At 34.0% G+C, this 24,589-nt stretch carries 16 protein-coding genes, 1 tRNA gene, 1 rRNA gene and 1 riboswitch; all 18 genes read right to left on the reverse strand.

The window, feature by feature from the left end; genetic code table 11:
* Positions 1-49: 49 nt before the first annotated feature.
* A riboswitch (ZMP/ZTP riboswitch) is annotated at positions 50-134 on the reverse strand.
* Between the two features lie 229 nt (positions 135-363).
* Positions 364-1,873 (reverse strand): 16S ribosomal RNA (locus tag CLMAG_RS17325).
* A 257-nt stretch (positions 1,874-2,130) separates the two neighbouring features.
* A tRNA-Met gene (locus CLMAG_RS30935) sits at positions 2,131-2,206 on the reverse strand.
* Positions 2,207-2,453: 247 nt separating this feature from the next.
* Positions 2,454-3,857 (reverse strand): APC family permease, encoded by a 1,404-nt coding sequence (locus CLMAG_RS17330; protein ID WP_066625411.1) that lies wholly within the window; start codon positions 3,855-3,857, stop codon positions 2,454-2,456.
* A 358-nt stretch (positions 3,858-4,215) separates the two neighbouring features.
* Positions 4,216-5,847 carry a M20/M25/M40 family metallo-hydrolase gene (locus CLMAG_RS17335; protein ID WP_066625412.1) on the reverse strand — a complete coding sequence of 544 codons (1,632 nt, stop codon included), beginning with the start codon at positions 5,845-5,847 and terminating at the stop codon, positions 4,216-4,218.
* Between the two features lie 168 nt (positions 5,848-6,015).
* On the reverse strand, positions 6,016-7,068 hold the full coding sequence (ord, locus tag CLMAG_RS17340) for a 2,4-diaminopentanoate dehydrogenase (protein ID WP_066625413.1): 1,053 nt from the start codon (positions 7,066-7,068) through the stop codon (positions 6,016-6,018).
* Positions 7,069-7,091: 23 nt separating this feature from the next.
* Positions 7,092-8,183 (reverse strand): ornithine racemase Orr, encoded by a 1,092-nt coding sequence (orr, locus tag CLMAG_RS17345; protein WP_066625416.1) that lies wholly within the window; start codon positions 8,181-8,183, stop codon positions 7,092-7,094.
* A 110-nt stretch (positions 8,184-8,293) separates the two neighbouring features.
* A complete protein-coding gene (locus CLMAG_RS17350; protein WP_066625419.1) occupies positions 8,294-9,667 on the reverse strand; it encodes a GlmL-related ornithine degradation protein in 1,374 nt (457 codons plus the stop codon).
* 116 nt (positions 9,668-9,783) lie between these two features.
* The gene (oraE, locus tag CLMAG_RS17355; RefSeq protein WP_066625421.1) at positions 9,784-11,988 is read right to left on the reverse strand and encodes a D-ornithine 4,5-aminomutase subunit OraE; all 2,205 of its coding nucleotides are present in this window, start codon (positions 11,986-11,988) and stop codon (positions 9,784-9,786) included.
* Positions 11,988-12,353 carry an ornithine aminomutase subunit alpha gene (locus CLMAG_RS17360; protein WP_066625424.1) on the reverse strand — a complete coding sequence of 122 codons (366 nt, stop codon included), beginning with the start codon at positions 12,351-12,353 and terminating at the stop codon, positions 11,988-11,990. The genes oraE and CLMAG_RS17360 overlap by 1 nt, the downstream gene beginning before the upstream one ends.
* Positions 12,354-12,364: 11 nt before the next feature.
* Entirely contained in the window at positions 12,365-13,777 is a 1,413-nt protein-coding gene (ortB, locus tag CLMAG_RS17365; RefSeq protein WP_066625426.1) for a 2-amino-4-oxopentanoate thiolase subunit OrtB, read from the reverse strand.
* Between the two features lie 16 nt (positions 13,778-13,793).
* Positions 13,794-14,087 (reverse strand): 2-amino-4-oxopentanoate thiolase subunit OrtA, encoded by a 294-nt coding sequence (ortA, locus tag CLMAG_RS17370; protein WP_066625428.1) that lies wholly within the window; start codon positions 14,085-14,087, stop codon positions 13,794-13,796.
* Positions 14,088-14,640: 553 nt separating this feature from the next.
* Positions 14,641-15,699, reverse strand: coding sequence for a 2,4-diaminopentanoate dehydrogenase (ord, locus tag CLMAG_RS17375; protein WP_066625430.1), 1,059 nt, complete (start codon positions 15,697-15,699; stop codon positions 14,641-14,643).
* 394 nt (positions 15,700-16,093) lie between these two features.
* On the reverse strand, positions 16,094-17,509 hold the full coding sequence (locus CLMAG_RS17380; protein ID WP_066625436.1) for an APC family permease: 1,416 nt from the start codon (positions 17,507-17,509) through the stop codon (positions 16,094-16,096).
* 284 nt (positions 17,510-17,793) lie between these two features.
* A complete protein-coding gene (locus CLMAG_RS17385; RefSeq protein WP_066625437.1) occupies positions 17,794-19,185 on the reverse strand; it encodes a sigma-54 interaction domain-containing protein in 1,392 nt (463 codons plus the stop codon).
* A gap of 602 nt (positions 19,186-19,787) precedes the next feature.
* Complete coding sequence (locus CLMAG_RS17390) at positions 19,788-21,185, reverse strand: sigma-54 interaction domain-containing protein (RefSeq protein WP_066625440.1); 1,398 nt, start codon at positions 21,183-21,185, stop codon at positions 19,788-19,790.
* A 203-nt stretch (positions 21,186-21,388) separates the two neighbouring features.
* Complete coding sequence (gene gcvPB, locus CLMAG_RS17395; RefSeq protein WP_066625443.1) at positions 21,389-22,849, reverse strand: aminomethyl-transferring glycine dehydrogenase subunit GcvPB; 1,461 nt, start codon at positions 22,847-22,849, stop codon at positions 21,389-21,391.
* Positions 22,849-24,192: an aminomethyl-transferring glycine dehydrogenase subunit GcvPA gene (gcvPA, locus tag CLMAG_RS17400; protein WP_066625445.1), complete on the reverse strand. Its 1,344-nt coding sequence runs from the start codon at positions 24,190-24,192 to the stop codon at positions 22,849-22,851. The genes gcvPB and gcvPA overlap by 1 nt, the downstream gene beginning before the upstream one ends.
* 10 nt (positions 24,193-24,202) lie before the next feature.
* Positions 24,203-24,577, reverse strand: coding sequence for a glycine cleavage system protein GcvH (gcvH, locus tag CLMAG_RS17405; RefSeq protein WP_066625448.1), 375 nt, complete (start codon positions 24,575-24,577; stop codon positions 24,203-24,205).
* Positions 24,578-24,589: the final 12 nt, after the last annotated feature.

Here is a 24,589-nt window from a genome sequence, read left to right on the forward strand (position 1 = left end):
ATTTAATTAAATTTGTTTAGGAGTTAACAAAAAAACATAAAACCGCCTGGACATTTGCCCAGGCGGTCGACATTTTACTTTATAAATCGCACTCCCTGTGGTAAACTCCACTTCCGCCAGTAATGCGACTCTCTAGCTAAACTAACAAAAATTATTATTTAAATATTAAAATAATTCTTACTTTTTAACTATATTATATATAATAACTGATAATTTAAATTATGTCAATTAGAAATCACAAAAGACACTAAGTTTAAAACTTAGTGTCTTCCTATTAATTCCGCCTAATTTAATCCTTCAAAATTAAACAGAGGCTAAACAACCAGTCTTTCAGACAGCATTACCTGTCTGTATTATCCTTAGAAAGGAGGTGATCCAGCCGCAGGTTCTCCTACGGCTACCTTGTTACGACTTCACCCCAATCACTAACCCCACCTTCGGCCGCTGGCCCCTTTACAGGTTACCTCACGGACTTCGGGTGTTGCCAGCTCTCATGGTGTGACGGGCGGTGTGTACAAGGCCCGGGAACGTATTCACCGCGACATTCTGATTCGCGATTACTAGCAACTCCGGCTTCATGTAGGCGAGTTGCAGCCTACAATCCGAACTGGGATAGGTTTTTGAGTTTTGCTCCACCTCGCGGTCTTGCATCTCTCTGTACCTACCATTGTAGCACGTGTGTAGCCCTGGACATAAGGGGCATGATGATTTGACGTCATCCCCACCTTCCTCCCGGTTAACCCGGGCAGTCTCACTAGAGTGCTCAACTTAATGGTAGCAACTAATGATAGGGGTTGCGCTCGTTGCAGGACTTAACCTAACATCTCACGACACGAGCTGACGACAACCATGCACCACCTGTCTCCCTGCCCCGAAGGGCTTCATGCATCTCTGCACTATTCAGGGGATGTCAAGTCCAGGTAAGGTTCTTCGCGTTGCTTCGAATTAAACCACATGCTCCGCTGCTTGTGCGGGCCCCCGTCAATTCCTTTGAGTTTTAATCTTGCGATCGTACTTCCCAGGCGGAGTACTTATTGTGTTAACTGCGGCACAGAAGGTTGGACCCTCCTACACCTAGTACTCATCGTTTACGGCGTGGACTACCAGGGTATCTAATCCTGTTTGCTACCCACGCTTTCATGCCTCAGCGTCAGTTACGGTCCAGAGAATCGCCTTCGCCACTGGTGTTCTTCCTAATCTCTACGCATTTCACCGCTACACTAGGAATTCCATTCTCCTCTCCCGCACTCTAGATATCCAGTTTGAAATGCAGCACCCAAGTTAAGCTCGGGTATTTCACATCTCACTTAAATATCCGCCTACGCATCCTTTACGCCCAGTAAATCCGGACAACGCTCGCCACCTACGTATTACCGCGGCTGCTGGCACGTAGTTAGCCGTGGCTTCCTCCTTTGGTACCGTCATTATCGTCCCAAAAGACAGAGCTTTACAACCCGAAGGCCTTCATCACTCACGCGGCGTTGCTGCATCAGGCTTTCGCCCATTGTGCAATATTCCCCACTGCTGCCTCCCGTAGGAGTCTGGACCGTGTCTCAGTTCCAATGTGGCCGATCACCCTCTCAGGTCGGCTACGCATCGTCGCCTTGGTGAGCCTTTACCTCACCAACTAGCTAATGCGCCGCGGGTCCATCTCAAAGCGGATTACTCCTTTAATTAGTTCTTCATGCGAAAAACTAATGTTATGCGGTATTAATCTCCCTTTCGGGAGGCTATCCCCCTCTTTGAGGCAGGTTACCCACGTGTTACTCACCCGTCCGCCGCTAATCCACCCCGAAGGGCTTCATCGCTCGACTTGCATGTGTTAGGCACGCCGCCAGCGTTCGTCCTGAGCCAGGATCAAACTCTCAATTTAAAAGTTTGAATGCTCATTACATTTTTTACTCACTACTATATTATAGTAGTTAAAGAATTGCTGGTTTAGTTTATTTAATAAAAATCATTTGACTTTTAACCTCTGTTTAATTTTCAAGGATCATGTCGACTCACCTCGACTGCTTGTTCATTTTATCACATATCTATATGGCCTGTCAAGAATTTAAAAAACTTTCTTTATTTTCTGTCGCTCTTAACTGATTAATAGATACTATAAATATTATGTTCAATATTTTTTGGTTGCGGAGGCAGGACTTGAACCTACGACCTTCGGGTTATGAGCCCGACGAGCTACCAACTGCTCCACCCCGCGATATTATATTGAATAACTTTTGCCTCTATATTTACTGTTCTTTCAGCAACATGTGTAATCTTATCATTATTAAATTTTACTAATATTCTGCTTAGGTGCATGCACATTAAGCTACACAGTTCACACTCCGCTTTACTCCTAATACCTTCATATCTTCTATAGGGACACGCCTGAGGCCGTTTAACTTCAATTCCAATAATACAAGAAAAAACACTAAGCTAACTTAGTGCTTTCTCTTATATCTTTATTAAAATTTAATTTTAGATTCTTGTATACTTTCCTTATTCAATGTACTATGTCTCATTCCATATAAAAAGTAAATTGAAATACCTACTATAGTCCATACTGCAAATCTGATCCAAGTAACTCCTGGTAGACTATACATAAGATAGAAACAGAAAAATACTGTTAAAATCGGTGTAAAAGGTACACCTGGACATCTAAACTTTCTTTCAATCTCAGGCATAGTTCTTCTTAAAACAATAACTCCTATTGATACAACTATAAATGCAGACAAAGTCCCTATATTACACAAATCCATTAGTACAGTCAGTGGTAACAATCCTCCAATAGCAGCTGTTAAAGCTCCGGTAATTATAGTACATTTTGCAGGTGTACCATGCTTTTGTGATACAGCAGCAAAAGACTTTGGTATTAGCCCATCTCTTGCCATAACCATAAATATTCTAACTTGTCCATATATTGTTACAAGAAGACTAGAAATCATTCCCACAATAGCTCCAACCCCTACTAATGCAGATCCCCAATTAACTCCTATTCGTGCCAATGAAGCTGGAAGAGCGTTACTTACATCTATATCCTTAAATGGAACCATTCCTGTAAGTACTAAGGAAACTGATATGTATAATATAATGATTACTATCATACAAATAGTCAATCCAAGAGGAATGTCTCTTTTGGGATCTTTTGTTTCCTCTGCTGCAGTAGAAACTGCATCAAATCCTATATATGCGAAAAATATAATTGCAGCAGCTGACATTATTCCCTTAGTGCCATAAGGTGCAAAGGGATGATAATTAACAGGATTGATATGGGTTGCTCCAATAAATATGAACACAAGTATTACTGCTACCTTTATAATAACTATAATATTGTTTACCTTTGCACTTTCAGATACCCCAATATAAAGTAGCCACGTCAAAAAAGCTACAACTAAAACTGCGGGTAAATCCACAATCCCACCGGCTAACGGAGACTTTATTAGCATTGCAGGTAAGTGTATGTTATAAGCTTCAAAAATACCTACCAAAGTTGAAGACCATCCTGATGCAATAGCCGCCGCCACAACGGTGTATTCAAGTATTAAATTCCAACCAATAAGCCATGCTATAATCTCGCCAAACGCAACATAGGTATAAGAATAAGTACTTCCAGCAACAGGAAACATAGTTGCAAGCTCTGCATAAGTCAAAGCACAGAGTGCACTTGTTATCGCTGCTACTATATAGGATATTGTAACTGCAGGACCTGCCAATTGAGCACCTTGGCCTGTAGCCACAAATATACCTGTCCCTATTACTGATCCAATTCCAAGAGCCGCTATATCGAAAGCAGTTAACTGCTTTCTTAAACCACTATGCTCAGTTGCCTCTTTAAAATCCGCTACACTCCTTTTTCTAAATACATTCATAAAAAAGTCCCCCTTAAATTTTTTAATTTTATCTAGCAAACTTTATAGCTTTATGGATAAAATATATAGTTTAGACTTATGAACCTAACTTATCATTTAAATTTTCAGTACATAAATCTACAGAGATCTATGATCTATAATTTATATGGAGGCAAGAAGTAATTTTTCAGTGTGGTCTTCTCTTAAAACCTTTACAACCAATCGAATTTACTAAGCTATAACTCTTAGAATCTTTAATTTTATCTCCAGGTGTACCCTTACAATATCATCAATTATAATTTTAACTTTAGGAATCCTAGTACAAATAATCATTTTCTCGTTAAACCATCTTTTAATATAAAAGCTTATATTTCATATATTATCTAAGAATATAGTGAATTATATATTTATATAACTCCGGTACTACCTTTAAAGAGTAAGGAACGTTTAACCTTTCAGTACTTTTGTGAAAGTCCTTACCTTCCCCTCCAAATACTATACCTGGAATATTGAGCTTACTTAAAGCTTCCAAATTCAAATCATAATTTATTCCATAACCAACAATATTAGAAGCCCAGTTATCTAAATCTTGCTTACCATTGATACCAGTATAGCTTAGATCAGATATACCCATAAAAAAGTCATCCTTAATAATTGTTTCATCAAAATTTTCCTTTGCATATTGTATTGTTTTCTCTATTACATCCATAAATCTTCTGCTCTTCTCATCTTCACCATCTAAATGTTTATGAGGATAATATGGAGGTATAAAAGAAACTATTATCATAGGCCTTTTATTTTCATACTTTTCATAAGTTTCTTTTACTATATTTATAGATATAGTTTGGCTATCCAGTTTTTCTTTTTCCCAATTCTTAACTTTTTCTCTTATATAATCTTCAAAATTCTTTTCCTTCTCCTTAACTTTTGAAATCAGATCTTTATAAGTCATAACATAAGGTTCTACTTCAATATATTGAGCTTCTTCGCAGCAACTCTCCAGAAATCTTTCCCTTTTTTCCTTAATATCACTTAAGATATTACTAAAGGCCTTAAATGCCAAGTCTTTTAATTCACTTATAAGCTCTTCCTCAGATTTGTTAAGCGTCAACAAATTATAGTATGATATTGCAAATAAAGGACTTTGTACAGAATATATTTCTTTTAAATCTGTTTGCTTTAAAACCATAGGTGGCGGAGTAATTTTATCGTTAACTTTATCACAGAAATCTGGATTAGCCTCTAGAATCCTATTTATTTCTGAAACTAAAAGATTAGGATTTAACCCTTTGAGAGATTCTCCTACATGAGTTTCTTTGCCTACACAGAAAAATAAAGGCATAATTTTTCCTACGGTACCTATATATATTCTCTTAAATTTTTCACCTTCACTCTTAGGTATACTGCACTCAGATACAATTGCTCCGACATAGTTATAGCCTTCTTTCTCTTGAAGATCTAAAAGAAAGGGAACAGAAGCAATCATTCCCTCGGAGTTACTTTCTTCTCCCGGAACTCCTAAAAACAACAAATTTCCTTTAAAATTTCTGTTTTCACTTAACTCCCTAATTATCTCAATATTTGTTGCAATACCTGCTTTCATATCTGCGGTTCCTCTGCCAAAAATCCATTCACCAGATAGGAAATCTCTCAAAGCTTCTTCATCTAAATTTAATTCAGTAATTCTTTTTGTGCACTCTTCTAAATCGAACGCAATAGGTTCTAAATGTCCAAACCCATCTGCCTCAACTACATCTATATGACCAGTTAAAATTAGAGTATCTTTTGATTCTTCTTTTCCATTTACAATAGCCCATATAAATTTTCTTTCCAAAGGATCTTGATCTATTGTGGATAGTCCATAATTTTTTTGATTTTTTTTGAAATAGGGAATCCCTGATAACACATCATATATTTTCTCACATATGATATTTTCACCCTCCGTACCTGTGACACTGGGTACAGCCACTAATTGCTTTAACGTACTATAAATGTTATTCTGTAAACTCAATTTTATTTTCCCCCTCTACTGTAATACATATTAAGAATACAACTTAAGAAATCAACGGTAAATACTACATTAAATATAAACCTGAACATTATAGTCATAATCATTGAAGCAATTAGCGCTTCTGCACATTAAAAACTATATACGGTTGTCCATTATAACTACCCAAGATTATTCTCTATTTTTTATTTGACCTCTAAAATCTCCCATTATGGCTCTTGGCACTGGAAGATCTATCATTGTTTTAAGACCTGGATCTGCATTAATTATATGAGGGATCATATTTACACACATAGCAATTGTTCCAATTCCACCATCAACTTCTGGATTATTTGCCATATGAATAGCTGGAGTTCCTTTAATGGTTATATAGTCTCCTGTTTGTGTTCCTACCATTTCTGGCTCAATCTGTTGTGGATGGATCATATCTATTTTAACTTCTCCGTCTACCCATCCTTGTCCTGTCATGTTAACACCTGCTACATCTCCTGCTTTTGCAAATCCGTATGGAGATTTTCTATCAACCTCTGTAACAATCGGTTTCATTTGTTGTTCAAATTTATCAATCTTCCAACCAAGACCATCTGCAATCATTCTTACTGATTCAGCAAATCCTACATGTCCTGCGAGTTTACCACTTTTAACTCCTTCTTCAAATTCTTGAACAGTAGTACCAACTCCCTGTTCCTGCATAACAAATGGTCCAAATGGTGATAAGCTATTTACTCTCTTTGCTTCAATATGCTCAACATCCATCATACATCCGGTTAAGCAAAGTACAAGCAGATCCATCATAAGTCCTGGATTTATACCTGTTCCAAGTATACTAACTCCATTTCTCTTAGCTATTTCATCAAGTTCTGCAGCAAGTTCTGGATCTTGGGCTTGTGGATAAGACATTTCCTCTGCTGTTGAAATTACATTTACTTTATTTTCAAGTACAGTCTTTAATCTTGGGAAAGCTTCCTTTGTATATGAATCTGTTGCACAAAGACATACATCAGGTCTTGTACTAGTTAATATTTCTTCAATATTAGGGTTTATTATAACTTCTGGTCTATCTCCCCTCTCTACACCTAATAACTCATACATACTCTTGCCTATTTTTTCACCTCTAGCACATACACCTACAATGTCTACACCTTTTTTCTTTAAGAGCATTTTTGCCATACCACTGCCCATTGCACCAAATCCCCAAATTACAACCTTTACATTTCTTTTCATAGTAAATCCTCCTTATAATTTTTTTAAATACTGGCAATTGCCAATTCTTTTTCATAATATTTATTTACATAGAGTGATGTCATTGCAGCAAGCAGGCACCCATAATCCATCTTGAATTCTACAATATCACCAATTTTAAATGACTTCTTACTATCTGTAACATCTATTATTAAATGATCACTGCTTGCACCAAAAATACTAATACTCTTGTCTAAAGGAATAAGTCCATCTACCTTTGCATCCTGTCTGCCTAGAGCTATAATTGCTCTTCTTCTTATTCCTTTGTCTTCAAAATGAGGTGTCTGTCCAAATGCATCCATTCCTATTTTTCCGGTAGGAACAGTTGGTTTGTTTTTTATTTCTACTATTTCACCTTTTAGTATAAAAGCATCATCATAACAGTTAGATATGCTCTTTCCAAAAGAAGTTTCCCTTCCAAGTACTATTGCTTCTCCAATCCTTAATTGATTAATTTCTCTTGGCATAGTATTTTCCATAACCATATAAAGACTGCTGGAATTACCTCCTGAAATTAAAGGTAATTCTATATTAAAAGTTTCTTTAATCTCCCTCTTTAATTTAACAAGCTTTCCTAAGTTATCTCTATCAGGAAGCACACCACCATAGCATGTGACATTAGTTCCTAAACCCACTAAATTTATATTATCTAGTTTAAATATTTCTTGGACTGTGGGAATAACATCTTCAACTAGAACCCCCTCCCTTAAATCTCCAACATCTACCATCAGGATAATATTGTGAAATTTATTTAGTCTTCTAGCTGCTCTGGATAACGCTTTTATCGTGTCCAATTCTGAATTTAGACTTACATCGCTATACTTAACAACGTCTTCCACTTCACTTTCCATAGAAATTCTTAGTAACATTTTTCTGCATTTCATATCCTTAATCTTCTTTAAGTTCTGTATTCTAGAGTCTCCAACTTGTGTAATACCTCCTCGGAGCATAGCTTGTATAATTGGTGATTCAGCACAGAAAACCTTAGTTACTCCAATAACCTCTATGCCCTTTGCATTACACATGGATAGAACTTGTTTTGCATTATGTGTTATCTTTGACAGCTTAACTTCTACACATGGGTATTCTTTTCTCATAATAAGGCTCTCCTTTTTCTAATAATACTAATTTACTATCCACACACTCATAGATTTTTATCCTATGACTGTCCACTTTAATATTTCATCTGTTCTAAATTTTATTCTATCTATTCTTTTATAATTTCTATGTCATCGGTTATATTTAAACTTTGTCTTAAAAGAGCCTCTGCTGCTTCTTTATCATCTCTACTTAAAACTCCAGCGCAGGCCATTATATAATCCCTATCAAGCAATGCTTTAGCACCTTTTCTTGGCAGCATAGTAACATCATCCTTTAAATACCTTATACCTAGAAGAATCTTTTCTCCTCCTGCCAGCCTTGTTAACGCCCCTCCAGTGCCTATTATATATTTAACTTGTGACAGATCCTTACCGTAAGCTATAAAACCACTTTCTCCTCCAAATTTTCTTTTTATTGCTCCCACATGTCTATTTACTGCAACTTCCACAGCTTTTTTAGTAAGTAGCGAACTAGCTCTTACCTCCTCTTTTTCTATAGGTATAGGCTTTATATGCTCCGCTATATATTCTTTTTTGACTTCTCCCAGATCTCTAATATCAAGTAAGTCTATTACATTTGCACTATTTACAAAGACTCCAATATCTCCCTCTACAGTCCTTTTAGCCTTTGGCTCTGGATTTACCAACATATCTAAAACTACTGCACTTCCCTCCGTCACAGAGTGAACATCCGTTGTAGCACCTCCAACATCCAAAACCATTAAATCTCCTATTATGTCATAAAGAATCTTTGCACTTTCCATAACCGCACCTGGAGTAGGCATTATACTACCATCCACCATTTCCTTTATTTTACTCATTCCCGGTGCCTTGACGATATTCTTTTCAAAGGCCTGTTGTATTATCTTTCTAGCCGGCTCTACGTTTAATTCATCTACTCTTGGATAAACATTGTCTATGATATACAATTCTTGTCCTTCAAATATTTCGCTTATCTCTTCCCTATTTTCAATATTCCCACAGTAAACTATAGGCTTGTTGAAATTTTCTGCACTAATGAGTTCCGCATTATAAATAGCTGTTTCTCTCTCTCCATAATCTGTTCCCCCAGCAATCATTATCATGTTAGGGTTGATATTGTGTATTTTTTTTATGTCACTTTTTCTCATCTTTCCTGCCGTAACCATTTTTATTATTCCACCAGCACCTAATGCAGCTTCCTTTGCAGCTTTAACAGTCATCTGCTCCATTAATCCATGAACTGTTATCTTAAGACCACCAGCAGCACTGCTAGTAGCAAGCATTTTTCCCCATAAAAGTGATTCGCCTATTTGCTCTTCAATGTCTTTTATTGCGGCTTTAAGTCCTATAGTTACATCACCATCTAATACTGTAGTACAGGCCTTCCCTTGAAAAGGCCTATCTACTAAAATTTTCTCATCTTCATCATGCTTCACATTAAAAGCTGTCACTAATGTAGTAGTACTGCCTATCTCAGCGACTAAATAATCTACCTTCATCGTAGTCACCTCCCTTTAGATGAACTTACAAACTTTTCACTACAAAACTATTTTTAAAGTTAGTTACAGTATTGAGAAATTGATTATTAATACTATCCCTAAAAATTGCTTTTATGCTATTCCTCTGCCTCTGTATCAAGTCCCATTAGCTTTTTAATTATAAAGGAAGCCACATCAGTTCCATTAGATCCTCTTCCAAATCCAACATCCATACCATGTGCTTTTGCAATCTCATCAGTTACCTGAGTTCCACCAGATACCAGTATAAGTTTATCTCTCACACCTTTTTCCACACATAAATCATGAAGCTTCTGCATGTTCTTCGTATGGACATCATTATGAGTAATTATTGTACTGCATAATATAGCTTGAGCCTTCGATTCTATAGCCGCATCTACGAGCTTCTCTACAGGACATGAAGTTCCAAGGTAAATTGCCTCTATACCAAATCTCTCAACTCCACCGTGTTTAATATCAATAACCTCTCTTAAACCCACTGAGTGTTCATCCTCTCCTACTGTTGCAGCAACAACTTTTATTGGATGATCCTTTACATAATCTTTCATTTGCTGCTGTCCAAGTACCTTTCTTCTCTTTGGGAGAACTAGCTCATCACGCTTAACTGGAGTAAAATCACAAACTCCTTTAATTTCTACAAGGGTTCCTTCAGCTTTCTGAAGCACTTGCTTATGGAGAATCTCTACATCTTTTAAATTCATTCTTTTTCCTATTTCAAGAGCCGCTGCTTCACTAATCTGTTCATTTTCTGGTAAGCATAAAGTAACTTTTACATATCCGTCCTTAGCCCATTGAACTTCAGGAATTACTGTGCCGTCTTCCTTAACTCTTTCCATTCTCTTAAATACATTGTCATTATCATCTAATTCATCTATATATTTAATTTTTGAATGGTTGCATAATGTACATTCATGTATATCATCACAAGCTTTTTTGTATTCTTTGAGAACATTATTATATCCAAAGTGAGCACAAACTGGAGCAAAGTAGTCTTCTTCCCTCTTTACTATTGTGCCTACTGCATCTCCTCCGTCCATTTTTCTTGCAATACCGTCTCCATTTCTTTCTGGATATTCTCCCGAATCCACAAAGAATCCAGAATCAACTGCTTTAAAATATCCACCAGCTTCAATCATTTCCTCTAGGAACAAAACAGCCCTTTCCTTTAATTCTCTTACTTTCTCTGGCAGGTAGCCATCCTTCCTTAGCTCTACCATATCCATTAATCCATCCATTCCTATGAATGCTTGTTTTGCTGTGTTTACAGCATGAATATTATTGTAATGCCATGGTACGTTTCTCCCTTCATCAGGAGTTATAGTACTTTGAATATCCGCTGAAGTTAACTCTGATATTAGTAGATTTAGTGTATGTCCAACTGTAGCTTCCCTTTCACATGACTCTATATATTTAGTGTTCATTTGAGCTCTCATTTTATATTCATCAAATAATTCTCTTAAAGCTACTGCATAAGGCAAATCATATCTCATACAAGGAGCTGGAGCTGATGTTGGAGGTACTGTTGAAAGAGCTATATTTTCTGGTTTCATCCCAACCATCTCTGAGAATTTAGCATTTATAGCATGCTGTACCATAAGTTCTGGCATTACATTATAACCCTTCATTGCAGTAGCATTAGCATTATGAGCACCATCTATTTGTAGCATATCTGCCCAGCTCATTATTCTCTTAGCTACAGCAGCATCTACAAAGGATCTAAACATATTTACATTTCTATAAAGTACATTATATTGAGGATCTTGATGTGCTCCATTTACTCCCTCTTCAGCAAACATAACTGCTATATCAGGACCTGCCACACCGGATACATAAGAATGAAAATTAATTTTTCTTCCTACTTCTTCCTCTATTAGATCTATAGCCTTTCTTGTTGCTCTAACCTGCTTTCTTGTTATAGGAACTCCGCCTATACCTTCTGGTGTTCCCTCGATTAATCCATCAAAATGACTTTGTCCAGCTGTTCTTATAACCATTAGGTGGTCTGATCCATGCCAAGCAGCCATTCTCATTCTTCTTAAGTCATCTTCAAATCTGCCTGATGCTATTTCTGTTGTAATAACGGCCTTTGGTTGAGGGTCTATGCCTGCAAAACTTCTTGCTGCTGGAAGCGGTTGACTATTTTTTAGAGACTGTGATATCTCTCTGTATGTGAATTCTCCAACTTTTCCTTCTAAATCAGCCTCTCTCCAGTGCCAGCCTCTCCACTTTGGTTCATATTTATCTAAATCCTTTAGTATTTCTTCCACATTAAGCTTTTTATTTTCATCTAATCTTTCTATCATTATTTGTCACCTGCCTTCATTTTTTCAACAACTAAATCCCAACCAATTCCTTTGCTCAACTCTTCTCCAGCCTTTATATAGTCTATATCTTTTAATTTGGCATAAGTTAGAACTACATTTCCCATACCCTTGCCAAGCAAGTTCCACTTTGTGCCATAATCAACTATTGGTTGTGCTTCTAAGCTTGAAAATCCCATTCTTAAAAGTACTGAACGTTCTATACCTGGTGATGTGTGGTTATATGATAAATCTACCAATGGTTTTACAATCTCTTCTGTTAAACTCCAAAATCTTTCATACAACTGTTGATCTGTCAAATCCTTTAAGTGTTGTCTTCTTGCTTCAAAATCGCTTGTCCTTTTCATGTTGCTTCCTCCTAATCTATTTCAATATTATTAAGTTTTAATATTTCCACTATTTCCTCTTTACCCATCTTAATTTCTTCAGCTAAGAAATTAACATCAACTTCTTCAACCTTGTTTTCTTTCAATTTCTTGAAAGCATTTTTTAGATAGGAATTTCTTAAATCCTCCATACTTATATCATTAACAGAAACTAATGATGGATGGGAAGGTAATACTATATTCTCTCCTGGTATCTGATCTTTTGGATCTCCTACGTATATTTTGATTCCATTTTCTTTAGCAAAATTAAGTTGTGGCAACAAATGTTTTCCTGCTCCTGTATATTCAGTTTCTTGAACAACTATTATGTCCTCGTCATCATATTCCTGTGCAATTGCAAAGGCAGATGCTAGTGATGTATTACCAGCAGGTCCTCTTTCTAAACCTTCTAGTTGAGCTAGTATTTCTGTCATCCAGAATACCTCACCCTGGCTTATCGTTACATATCTATCCATATACCTTAATGGTCTTGCTGCACTTCTTGGTACGTCCGATCTATCTGGATTAGTCATAAATGGAATTCCAAAACCAGTATGACCTGTAGTAAATGATTTTTTATTGAAAGCAATATCTGATGCCATATGCAATCCTGAAAGGTCTACAGATGCTCCTATTATCTTTGTTTCTATAGCCCCTGCTTTTATAAAACCTCTTGCAGTTCCTGTAACATTTCCTCCCCCTGCATGAGTTATAACAACAGCTGTTGGATCTTTTCCTAATTTTTCTCTGCACTGTTCAGCTATTTCATAGCCTAAAGTTTCTACTCCAGCTACTCCATAGGATGAATACAATGAAGCATTATAATAACCTGTATCTTCTAATATTTTTAAGTAAGTATAAAATAATTCTGGCCCCACAGTTAGTCTAACGACTTCTGATCCATAACCTTCACACTTTCTTCCTTTTTCTATTATTTCTGGCTGTCCAACTTTTTTTGAATCATAGCACTCATTAGCTATTATACATTTAAGACCTCTTATGTTAGCCTGTGATGCAACTGCAGCACCATAGTTTCCTGATGTAGCCGCTGCTACTCCTTTATAACCTCTTTTCATTGCATCATATACAGATACAGATGCTCTTCTATCCTTAAAACTACCTGACGGATTGCAGCTCTCATCCTTTATAAATATTCTAGCTGCCTTTCCTGTTTTAGAAACTTTTCTGGCTAATGCAGTAATGTTTTTAAGTTCCAATAATGGAGTGTTCCCTACACCAACTTCTCTTTGGATCTCCGTAACCTCTTGAAAAGAATACCCTATATCTCTCATTAGTGCTTCATAGTCAAAGGAGAGTTTACCCCTTTCATACTTTTCAAAGTCAATGCCAACGGATTTGAGCATTATTTCATTTTTTCTTGAGATAAGCTCCTCGTATTTATTCATACTTTCTAGACCTCCCTTAATTTAAACTAATAATCTCTCTTGCCTGTTTTCCTATATACCCTATTTCTCCTACATATTTCCCAAAGGAATGATAGTATCCTGGTTCTATATCTACCACTTTTCCTTTAGATATTCTTCCTACATTTGTTTCAACTTCTACTTCATCGCCAATTTCACAGTCACTTAAACAATTTCCTCTTATCCAACACTTAAGTGGTGTTTTCCTAGTCTCCTCTGGTATATTTTGTGCCCTATCCTCTGGTGTAAGAACAACTTCTTCAATTTCAACCCATGTACCTTTTTTTATCATAATAATTCACCTACCATATATTGAATTTTTACTTTTACAGTGAAATAGCCCATTTCAATTTAATATACTTTAAGTTTTTATAAGCTTATTTCTATATCTATTAATATAGCAATTGCTATGCCAACCATTAAAAGCCTGTATTTTAGGTTTTTTTATGAATAAATGTATATATACATATATACATTTAGTCAAAAAAATTTGCATCTATTATCCAACCTTACCACAAATATATAATACCAACCATTACAGTTAACCCCTTTAACTGCAAAAATATTTGCTATTACCGCAAGAATTTTTGCGGTAAATTTCAACTCATTGTATTCCCCGAATATTTATTCATAGTATCTACTTGAGGTGTAGATGATAAAAACTTTATAGCACTTAAACGGCTTTAATTATAATAGAATAAATAGTATTAAAATACTGTTGGCTTTTTAATACAAATTAAGATTGTAAAAATATATCTTATCAAAGTAAGGTTATATTAGTTGCAAAAAAATCTAGATAGAGTCTAGACTCCACCTAAACTTTTTAATTAACAGACTAAATTTCTTTAATAGTTATTATCTTCTACTAAATCTCTAACATCACCAATAATAGCCCTTGGAATTGGTAAATCTAACATAGTTTTTAACCCAGATGTAGCATTAATTACATGTGGAATCATGTTAACACATATTGCTATTGTAGCAATTCCTCCTGGAATTTCTGGTTGTATACTAAGGTTAATATTAGGTGTTCCATTAATTGTTATATAATCACCAGTCTTTACGGTTTCTGCCTCTGGTCTTATTTGTTGAGGATGTTCCATTGTTATAAACTCTTTACCATCTAGCTTTGCATATCCTAATTGCCTACATCCTGCAACTTCTCCTGGCTCAATTGAAACAATATCAGTTGAACGTGGAACACTTGTAAGAATTGGTTCCTTTTCCTGTATTACACCATTAAATTTAATTTTGAATGCTTCTTCAAACATTCCAAAAGATTGTATAAATCCAACATGTCCAGCTATCGTATTGTTCTTAACACCTTCTATAAATTCTTTAGGTTTTAATCCTATACCTTGTTCAGTCATAACTGCTTTACCAAAACAAGCTAAATCATTAATCCTAGCAACATTAATACCTTCAACTGTATCACAAACTCCTGTTAGTGCAATAACCATCAAATCCATTATGAATCCAGGGTTTACACCTGTCCCTAATATTGATACATTATTTTCTTTAGCTATTCTATCCATTTCATCTGATAGTTCTGAATCTAAAGCTCTTGGATATGACATTTCTTCAGCTGTTGTTACTACATTCATTCCAGCTTCTGCAGCCACTTTTATCTGTGGAAATACAACCTTTGTAAATGAAGCTGTCGCAATCATACATACATCTGCAAAATCAGTTTTTATAAACTCTTTAAAATTATATGTAACTATACAAGAGCTATCCTCATTTTCCACTACTCCTAAAACTTCATAAAGTTTTTTACCAACTTTATTAGGATCTAAATCAATAGCACCTATAATTGTAAAACCTTTTTTACTAAGTATCATTTTAGCAATACCGCTTCCCATTGATCCTAATCCCCAAATTACAACTTTTACTTTTCTTTTCATATACAAGTTCCTCCAAAAATTTATTTTACTTTTGTAAATACCTGGTCTTTCATACTCTATCTTGTTAATGATAAATATAAAGAAGCACTATATTCCACCTACCTTATGCTAACTTTTAGTAATTACATATACACTTAGCAAATATCATGCTAAACCTAAAAACATATATTTACCTCATACATAGAGGTTTAGGTGCAGTACATATTCTCTTTATATGAAAACTTTTTGCACGCGCTTATATTGTTTATCTAAACATATGTTAGAAGAAAGTATATATTTAAATGTTTAAAATACATGCAAAATTGTTTGCAGTACATGCAAAGGGGGTTGCACATATTTTTTAATAAAAAAAACACTAACCGTTTAGATTAGTGCTTCTTCATCTATTATTCTATTAAGCTTTATTTTGTAATTTTTCATCCAATTTTAAATTATTTTCTTTATTTAATGCACTATGTGACATACCATATAAGAAGTAGATTAGAATACCAACTATAGTCCATATTGCAAATCTAATCCAAGTAACTCCTGGTAAACTATACATAAGATAGAAACAGAAAAATATTGTTAGAATCGGTGTAAAAGGAACACCTGGACATTTAAATTTTCTTTCAACATCAGGCATAGTTTTTCTCAAAACAATAACTCCTATTGATACAACTATAAAGGCAGATAATGTACCTATATTACACAAATCCATTAGTACAGTTAGTGGTAAAAATCCACCAATAACAGCTGTTAGAGCTCCTGTAGCTATAGTACATTTTGCAGGTGTACCGCGTTTTTTTGATATATCAGCAAAGGATTTTGGTATTAGTCCATCTCTTGCCATAACCATAAATATTCTAACTTGTCCATATATTGTAACAAGAAGACTAGAGATCATTCCTACAACGGCTCCAACTCCAACTAGTGTAGATCCCCAATTAATTCCTATTCGTGCCAATGAAGCTGGAAGAGCATTATTTACATCTATATCCTTAAATGGAACCATTCCTGTAAGTGTTAATGAAACCGCCACATACAATATTGCAATAACAACCATGCAAATACCTAATCCAATAGGAATATCCCTTTTAGGATTTTTTGTCTCTTCAGCTGCAGTAGAAACTGCATCAAACCCTATGTATGCAAAAAATATAATTGCAGCAGCTGACATTATTCCTTTAGTGCCATAAGGTGCAAATGGATGATAATTAACAGGATTTATATGAGTCGCTCCAATAAATATGAATACAAGTATCACTGATACCTTTATAATAACTATAATATTGTTTACCTTTGCACTTTCTGACACTCCAATATAAAGCAACCAAGTTAAAAAAGCTACAACTAAAACTGCTGGCAAATCTATAATTCCACCACTTAGTGGGGATTTTACCAACATTTCAGGTAAATGTATATTATAGGCATCAAAAATTCCTACTAAAGTTGAAGACCATCCTGATGCAATAGCTGCAGAAACAACAGTATATTCAAGTATTAAGTTCCAACCAATAAGCCATGCTATAATCTCTCCAAATGCAACATAAGTATAAGAATATGTACTTCCAGCAACAGGAAACATAGTAGCAAGTTCTGCATAGGTTAAAGCACATAGTACACTTGTTATTGCAGCAATTATATAAGATATTGTAACAGCCGGACCTGCCAATTGAGATCCCTGACCTGTTGCAACAAATATACCTGTTCCTATAACTGATCCTATCCCCAGTAACGCAATATCAAAAGCAGTTAATTGTTTTCGCAGACCATTGCCTTCCTCTGATTCTTTAAAGTCGCTTAATCCTCTTTTTCTAAATACATTCATAAAAATATCCTCCCAAATTTTAATTTTTGATATTTATAGAGCAATTTTTATGCCAAATAAATAAAATTAATATTCACTCCATATCTGCATCTTCTATATGAATTTCTTTTTTATATGAAAATTTTTTTGCATGAATTTCTATTACTTATCTTAATAAAGCTTAGAATAAATGAGACATTGAGCCATATATATTATATGGAATTATATTTGCATATAACGCAAATATTTTTGCATATAATTTAATATTTTAAATTTTAAAAATTATGCAACAAAAATCAAATTATTCATTTTAAATTATATTTTTTTATCTTATGTTGTAAGTTTTGTCTTGAAATATTTAATTGCCTTGAAGTTTTACTAATATTATAATCATTCTTTTTCAAAGCTTTATCTATTATTGATTTTTCTATACCAATAATATATCTTTCTAAATTAAAGTCTTCATCTATTATCATATTATTAATACTTTTATAGATTCCACCTGAAGTTTTGTTAATTATTCTTCCATCAAAATGTTGATACGTTAACGTTGAGTTATCGTCACTCATATTTATAGATGATTCAATTACATTATTTAACTCTCTTATGTTTCCTGGCCAATTATAATCTAAAAATTTTTTCATTATTTCGTCATCTATTCCCTTTATGTTTTTTCCTAATATATTATTATATTTGTCAATAATCTTTTTTACCAACATAGGTATGTCTTCTTTTCTCTCTCTTAATGGAGGTATATTAATTCTTATTACACTTAGTCTATAATAAAAATCTTTTCGCAGTTTTCCGCTTTCTATAAGTTTTTCCGTTTCTTCATTTAACGTAGCTATTATTCTTACATCTATGTCCATAGTTTTATTACTTCCAATAGGCCTTATGCAACCATCTTGAAGCACTCTAAGAAGTTTAGATTGAAGATAAGGTTCCATGGAATTAACTTCATCTAATAAAATAGTCCCATGATTTGCTGCTTCAAATAATCCCTTTTTATTTTCTGCACCTGTAAAACTTCCTTTTTCAGTTCCAAAAAGCATTCCTTCAAGTAAGGCAGCTGGAATAGCTGCACAATTTATAGGTATAAATGGTTTGTCCTTTCTTAAGCCATTATAATGAATACTTTGAGCAAAAAGTTCTTTTCCTGATCCAGTCTCACCGTAAATCAACACAGATGAATTTGATAAACTTGCCTTTTTCGCCTTTTCAATGGCGCTCTTCACAGCGTAATTATTTCCGCATATATCATTAAAAGTAAAATTTGTCCTAACATTTCTATCTGTTCCTTGGAGCTTACATATACTCTCAGTTAACTCCTTTAGTCTTGTCATATCTTTAGCTATTTCAATTGCTGCTATTTTTTTACCATCTAATATTACAGGAACAGTAGTGTTTATAGTAGTCACTTTTTTCTTATATTCATTACTATAGTATTGGATTAAATCTACAATTTTTTTACCTGTCTTCAAAACATTCATAAGAGTAGATGAATCTTCATTTATATCCTCTAAGTAATCACTAACTTTTTTCCCCAGAACTACTTTAGGATTTATTCCTTCTATCTTCCCCATAGCTTCATTATAATAAATAGTTTTCCCAGTAGAATCTACTATTTGGATTCCTTCATCTAAATTATCTAATAGACATCCTAGTATTTTCTCTACATTTACTAAATCAGTACTCATGTTATCCCCCTATCCCCTCTTGTACAATGTAAAAACAAAGCAACATTTTGGCGGTATTCCTATTTTAATTATATTCACAAGTTTTATCCAAAAATGTCTTCTGAAAACTTAAATGCCATGTTTTTTGCATGTAAATATTATACGTTGTATTATATAATGACATTATTACTAATTCAAGTTTTTTTTAACAATAAATCAAAAAACACACAATATTTTTACCAAATTATTAAAAAGATCATTTCAAAATACAACTCCTTTTCTATATTAGACTTAAGGAAATACCTAGAAAACCAGCTATATCTAGATTGATCTTTCAGGTGTTTCTTATTTTTGTGTACGACAAAAATAGGGATTAAACACATCTAATATTATGGTATTAGAGTATAGCTTTTTTATGCTACTTATTGGCTTGTTATATTAGCTAGAGATTACAATCTTTTTTCAATTATCAAAAAATAAAAGGTGCTATCACAATAGAAATATTTCTATTGTGATAGCACCTATATAGATTTAGTATTATATCATCAATGTGACAATATACTTACCTTTTCCCTATATATGTCTTTTTTTATTTTTTTGTATTTTTTATCCAAATCCTAACTTTATTTAATATTATGTTTTCTTATCTTATATTGCAGGCTTTGTCTTGACACATTTAATTGTCTTGATGTTTTACTAATATTAAAACTGTTTTTCTCCAACGTTTTTTTTATTATTTCTTTTTCAATGTTATCCATATACTTTTCTAAATCAAAGTTTCCATTTTCATTAATTTGTAACTCACCAATTTCTCTACAAGTTCCATTAGAGTATCTCTTAAATATTCCTGTTTCAAAGTGTTTATAATTTAAAACTGAATCTCTGTCAGCCATATTCATAGCTGATTCAATTACATTTTTTAATTCTCTAATATTTCCTGGCCAATTGTATTCTAATAGTTGTTCCATAACCTCCTCACCTATGCCTTGTATATTTTTACCCAAAATATTATTATAATTTTTAATAAATCCCTGTATAAGTTTTGGGATATCTTCTTTTCTTTCTCTTAAAGGAGGTATATTTAATCTTATTACACTTAGTCTATAATAAAAATCTTTTCTTAGTTTACCACTTTCTATTAACTTCTCTGGATCTTCATTTAATGTAGCTATTATCCTAACATCTATTTCAATACTTTTGCTGCCTCCAACAGGTCTTATATATCCATCCTGAAGGACTCTTAAAAGTTTAGATTGCAAATAAGGTTCCATGGAATTAACTTCATCTAATAAAATAGTGCCATGATTTGCTTCCTCAAACAATCCTTTCTTATTTTCTGCACCTGTAAAACTGCCCTTTTCCGTTCCAAAAAGCATACCTTCAAGCAAGGCAGCTGGAATAGCTGCACAATTTATTGGTATGAAAGGTTTGTCCTTTCTTAAACCATTATAATGAATACTTTGTGCAAAAACTTCTTTGCCACAACCTGTTTCAGCATAGATTAAAACAGATGAATTAGACATACTTGCCTTTTTTGCTTTTTCTATAGAACTTCTAATAGCTGGATTACTACCATATATGTCACTAAAGTTATAGTTCCTTTTCACTTTTGTATCTGTTCCCTGCAATTTGCATATACACTCGGTTAGCTCTTTTAAGCTAGTCATATCCTTAGCTATTTCAATAGCTGCTATATTTTTTCCATTTAACTTTACAGGTACAGTAGTATTAATCGAGGTTACCTTCTTCTTATACTCATTATTGTAATTTTGAATTAAATCTACAATTTTTTTACCATTCTTTAAAGCATTCATAAGAGTAGATGAGTCTTCTTTTACATCCTCTAAGTATTCACTAACTTTCTTTCCTAGAACCTCTTCTGGATCTATTCCTTCTATTTTCCCCATAGACTTATTGTAATATATGGTTTTTCCATTATAATCTACTATTTGGATGCCTTCATCTAAGTTTTCTAACAAACACTCTAGTATTTTTTCTGCATATGGTAAATTATTAAACATATTATCCTCCATTAGTCTTTTAATAGTTATACTAAATTTTATAATATGTGTCTTTAAGCATACACACAAAATCTAACCCCAGAGAAAAAGACCCTAATCCACATAATTCCATATATTAATTATAAGTTTAATTACTCTTTCTATCAATAGCATAAATAAAAGACCGTACTGGATTTGTCCAATACGATCTAGCCCATTCACGTTTAACTTTGGTTACTCCACTTAACCACAGGAGTTCGTGCTGCCTTAACTTCATCCAATCTCTTAATATAGGTGCTGTGAGGAGCAGATTTAACAAGTTCAGGATTTTCCTTTGCTTCTTCTGCAATTTTAATCATAGCATCAATAAATTCATCAAGAGTTTCAAGCTTTTCTGTTTCAGTTGGTTCTATCATTAAAGCTTGATCAACAATTAATGGAAAATAGATAGTTGGAGGATGATATCCATAATCCAAAAGTCTCTTTGCTACATCTAAAGTTGTTATGTGATTTTCATCATCTTTTAAACCACCTAATACAAACTCATGCTTGCAGATATCGTCTATAGGTAGTTTATAATGCTCTTTCAGTTTAACTTTTAAATAATTTGCATTTAAAACTGCCATTTCACTTGCCTCTTTTAATCCTTCAGCTCCCATAGTTAATAAATATGCAAAAGCTCTAACTAAAACTCCAAAATTTCCATAAAAACTCTTTATCTTTCCTATTGAATAAGGTCTATCATAGTCTAAATAATATTTTTCATCACTTTTAGCTACTATTGGTTTTGGTAAAAATTCGACTAAGTCTTCTCTTACTCCTATAGGGCCACTTCCTGGGCCTCCACCCCCATGTGGTGTAGAAAATGTTTTGTGTAAGTTAATATGACATACATCAAAGCCCATATCCCCTGGTCTTGTTCTACCCATTATGGCATTCATATTAGCTCCATCATAGTATACAAGTCCACCAGATTCATGGACAAGTTTTGATATCTCCACAATATCTTTTTCGAACAATCCAAGAGTACTTGGATTAGTAAGCATAAGTCCTGCTACTTCATCATTTAAAACTGCTTTCAAGTTTTCAATATCTACAGCGCCTTTTTCATCTGACTTAATTTCTATTACTTCAAATCCTGCAACAGATGCTGAAGCTGGATTTGTTCCATGAGCTGAATCAGGTACTATTATCTTAGTTCTTTTTAAATCTCCTCTTTTCTCATGGTAAGCTTTAATAACCATAAGTCCAGACAACTCTCCATGAGCTCCTGCTGCTGGCTGCAATGACACAGTTGTAAGACCAGTTATCTCCGCAAGTTTTTCACTAAGTTCATACATTAATCTTAATGCTCCCTGAACCGTTTCTTCAGCTTGATATGGGTGTAGATTTAAGAACTCAGCTTTAGATGCTATATCTTCATTAATTTTAGGATTATACTTCATAGTACAAGAACCAAGAGGATAGAATCCTGAATCAACACCATAGTTCTTATTTGAAAGCAGAGTAAAATGTCTTACCACATCTACTTCACTAACCTCAGGAAGTTCAGGTTCCTTTTTACTCAATAATTCTTCAGGAATTAATTCTTCAATACTTAGTTTTGGCACATCGCAACTTGGGAGACTATAGGCCTTTCTCCCTTCTTTGGATATTTCAAAGATAAGCTTACTATATTCTTTCATTATTTAATCCCCTCCAGTACATCTGCTAATTTATCAATCTCGCCTTTCGTTCTTTTTTCTGTAACACAGATAAGCATTGAATTTTTGTAAAGAGGGTATTCTTTACCTATGTCATATCCACCAATTATTCTATTTTGTAAGAGAACTTTATTTACTTCCTCCACTGAATTAGAAGAAGTTAGCACAAATTCCTTAAAGAAAGGCTTATTAAATGCTCCTTTGTATTTACCACTCTTTGTTAACTCATTAAATGTATAATGAGATTTTTGCAGACTTTGCTCTGCAACTTCTTTTATTCCTTTTTTACCAAGAGTTGTTAGATATATTAAAGATATTAAAGCATTAAGGCCTTGATTGGAACAAATATTAGAGGAAGCCTTGTCTCTTCTTATATGCTGTTCTCTTGCTTGTAGTGTTAAAACAAAGCCTCTCTTTCCTTCTTTGTCTACAGTTTCACCTACAATTCTACCAGGCATTTTTCTTAAATTTTTATTTGTTGTAGCTAAAAATCCTAAATATGGACCTCCATAATTTAAGTTATTTCCAAGGGATTGCCCCTCACCTACCACTATGTCTGCACCATATTCTCCTGGATTTTTTAAGATTCCTAGTGATATCGGATCACAACTTACAATTAATAAAGATTTGTTTTGGTGAACAAGCTTTTCTATTTCTGATAATTCTTCAATTATTCCAAAGAAATTTGGAGTTTGGATAATAACAGCAGCTATATCCTTATTTAATTCTGATTTAAGTTTATCTATGCAGGTAACTCCATCTGCTTCATCTATTTCTATCAGATTTAATTTTTTAAATTTTGAATAAGTCTTTAGTACTTTTCTCGTTTCTGGATGAACAGTTTTAGAAATAATTACACTTTTTCTTCTTGTTGCATCAACAGCCATTTGTGCCGCCTCTGCACAAGCAGTAGCTCCATCGTACATTGAAGCATTAGCAGCATCCATGCCGGTTAGATTCGCTATCATCGTTTGATATTCAAATATTGCCTGAAGTGTTCCTTGGCTTATTTCAGCTTGATAAGGAGTATATGCAGTATAGAATTCTGATCTTGATATTAAATGCTTAATTACTGAAGGTATATAGTGATCATATGCTCCGGCTCCTAGAAAGCAAACTAAGTCATCACATCCTCTATTTAAATCTGTAATTTGCTTTATATAAGCTTCAACTTCAAGTTCAGACATACCCTTGTTTATATTTAAGGATCTTTCTAGGCGAACCTCTTTGGGTATGTCTTCAAATAGATCATCTACAGAATTTACTCCTATTGCTTTTAGCATTATATCTTTGTCTTCTGCCGTTATCGGCAAATAGTTATTCATACTATTCCTCCTAGCCGCATAAATTTTTATACTCTTCAGGCTTTAATAATTCATCAAGTTCTAATTTGTCTGATAGTTCAACAATAAGCATCCAGTTTTTATAAGCATCTTCATTAACTTTCTCTGGATTATCTATAAGATCTTCATTTATCCCTACTATCTTTCCGCTAACTGGAATATATAAATCTGAAGCTGCCTTTACTGATTCAACAACGCCAAAAGCATCCTCCTTTGAAAATTCTGTGTCTACTTCTGGTAATTCAACAAATACAATATCTCCTAGGGAATCCTGTGCAAAATCAGTAATTCCTACATATGCTTTGTCTCCATCAACCTTTACCCATTCATGCTCCTTAGTATAAAGCAATTCATTTAAAACTTTCATTTATAAATTCCT

The organism is Clostridium magnum DSM 2767, assembly GCF_001623875.1.
GTDB classification, from domain to species: Bacteria; Bacillota; Clostridia; order Clostridiales; family Clostridiaceae; genus Clostridium_AM; species Clostridium_AM magnum.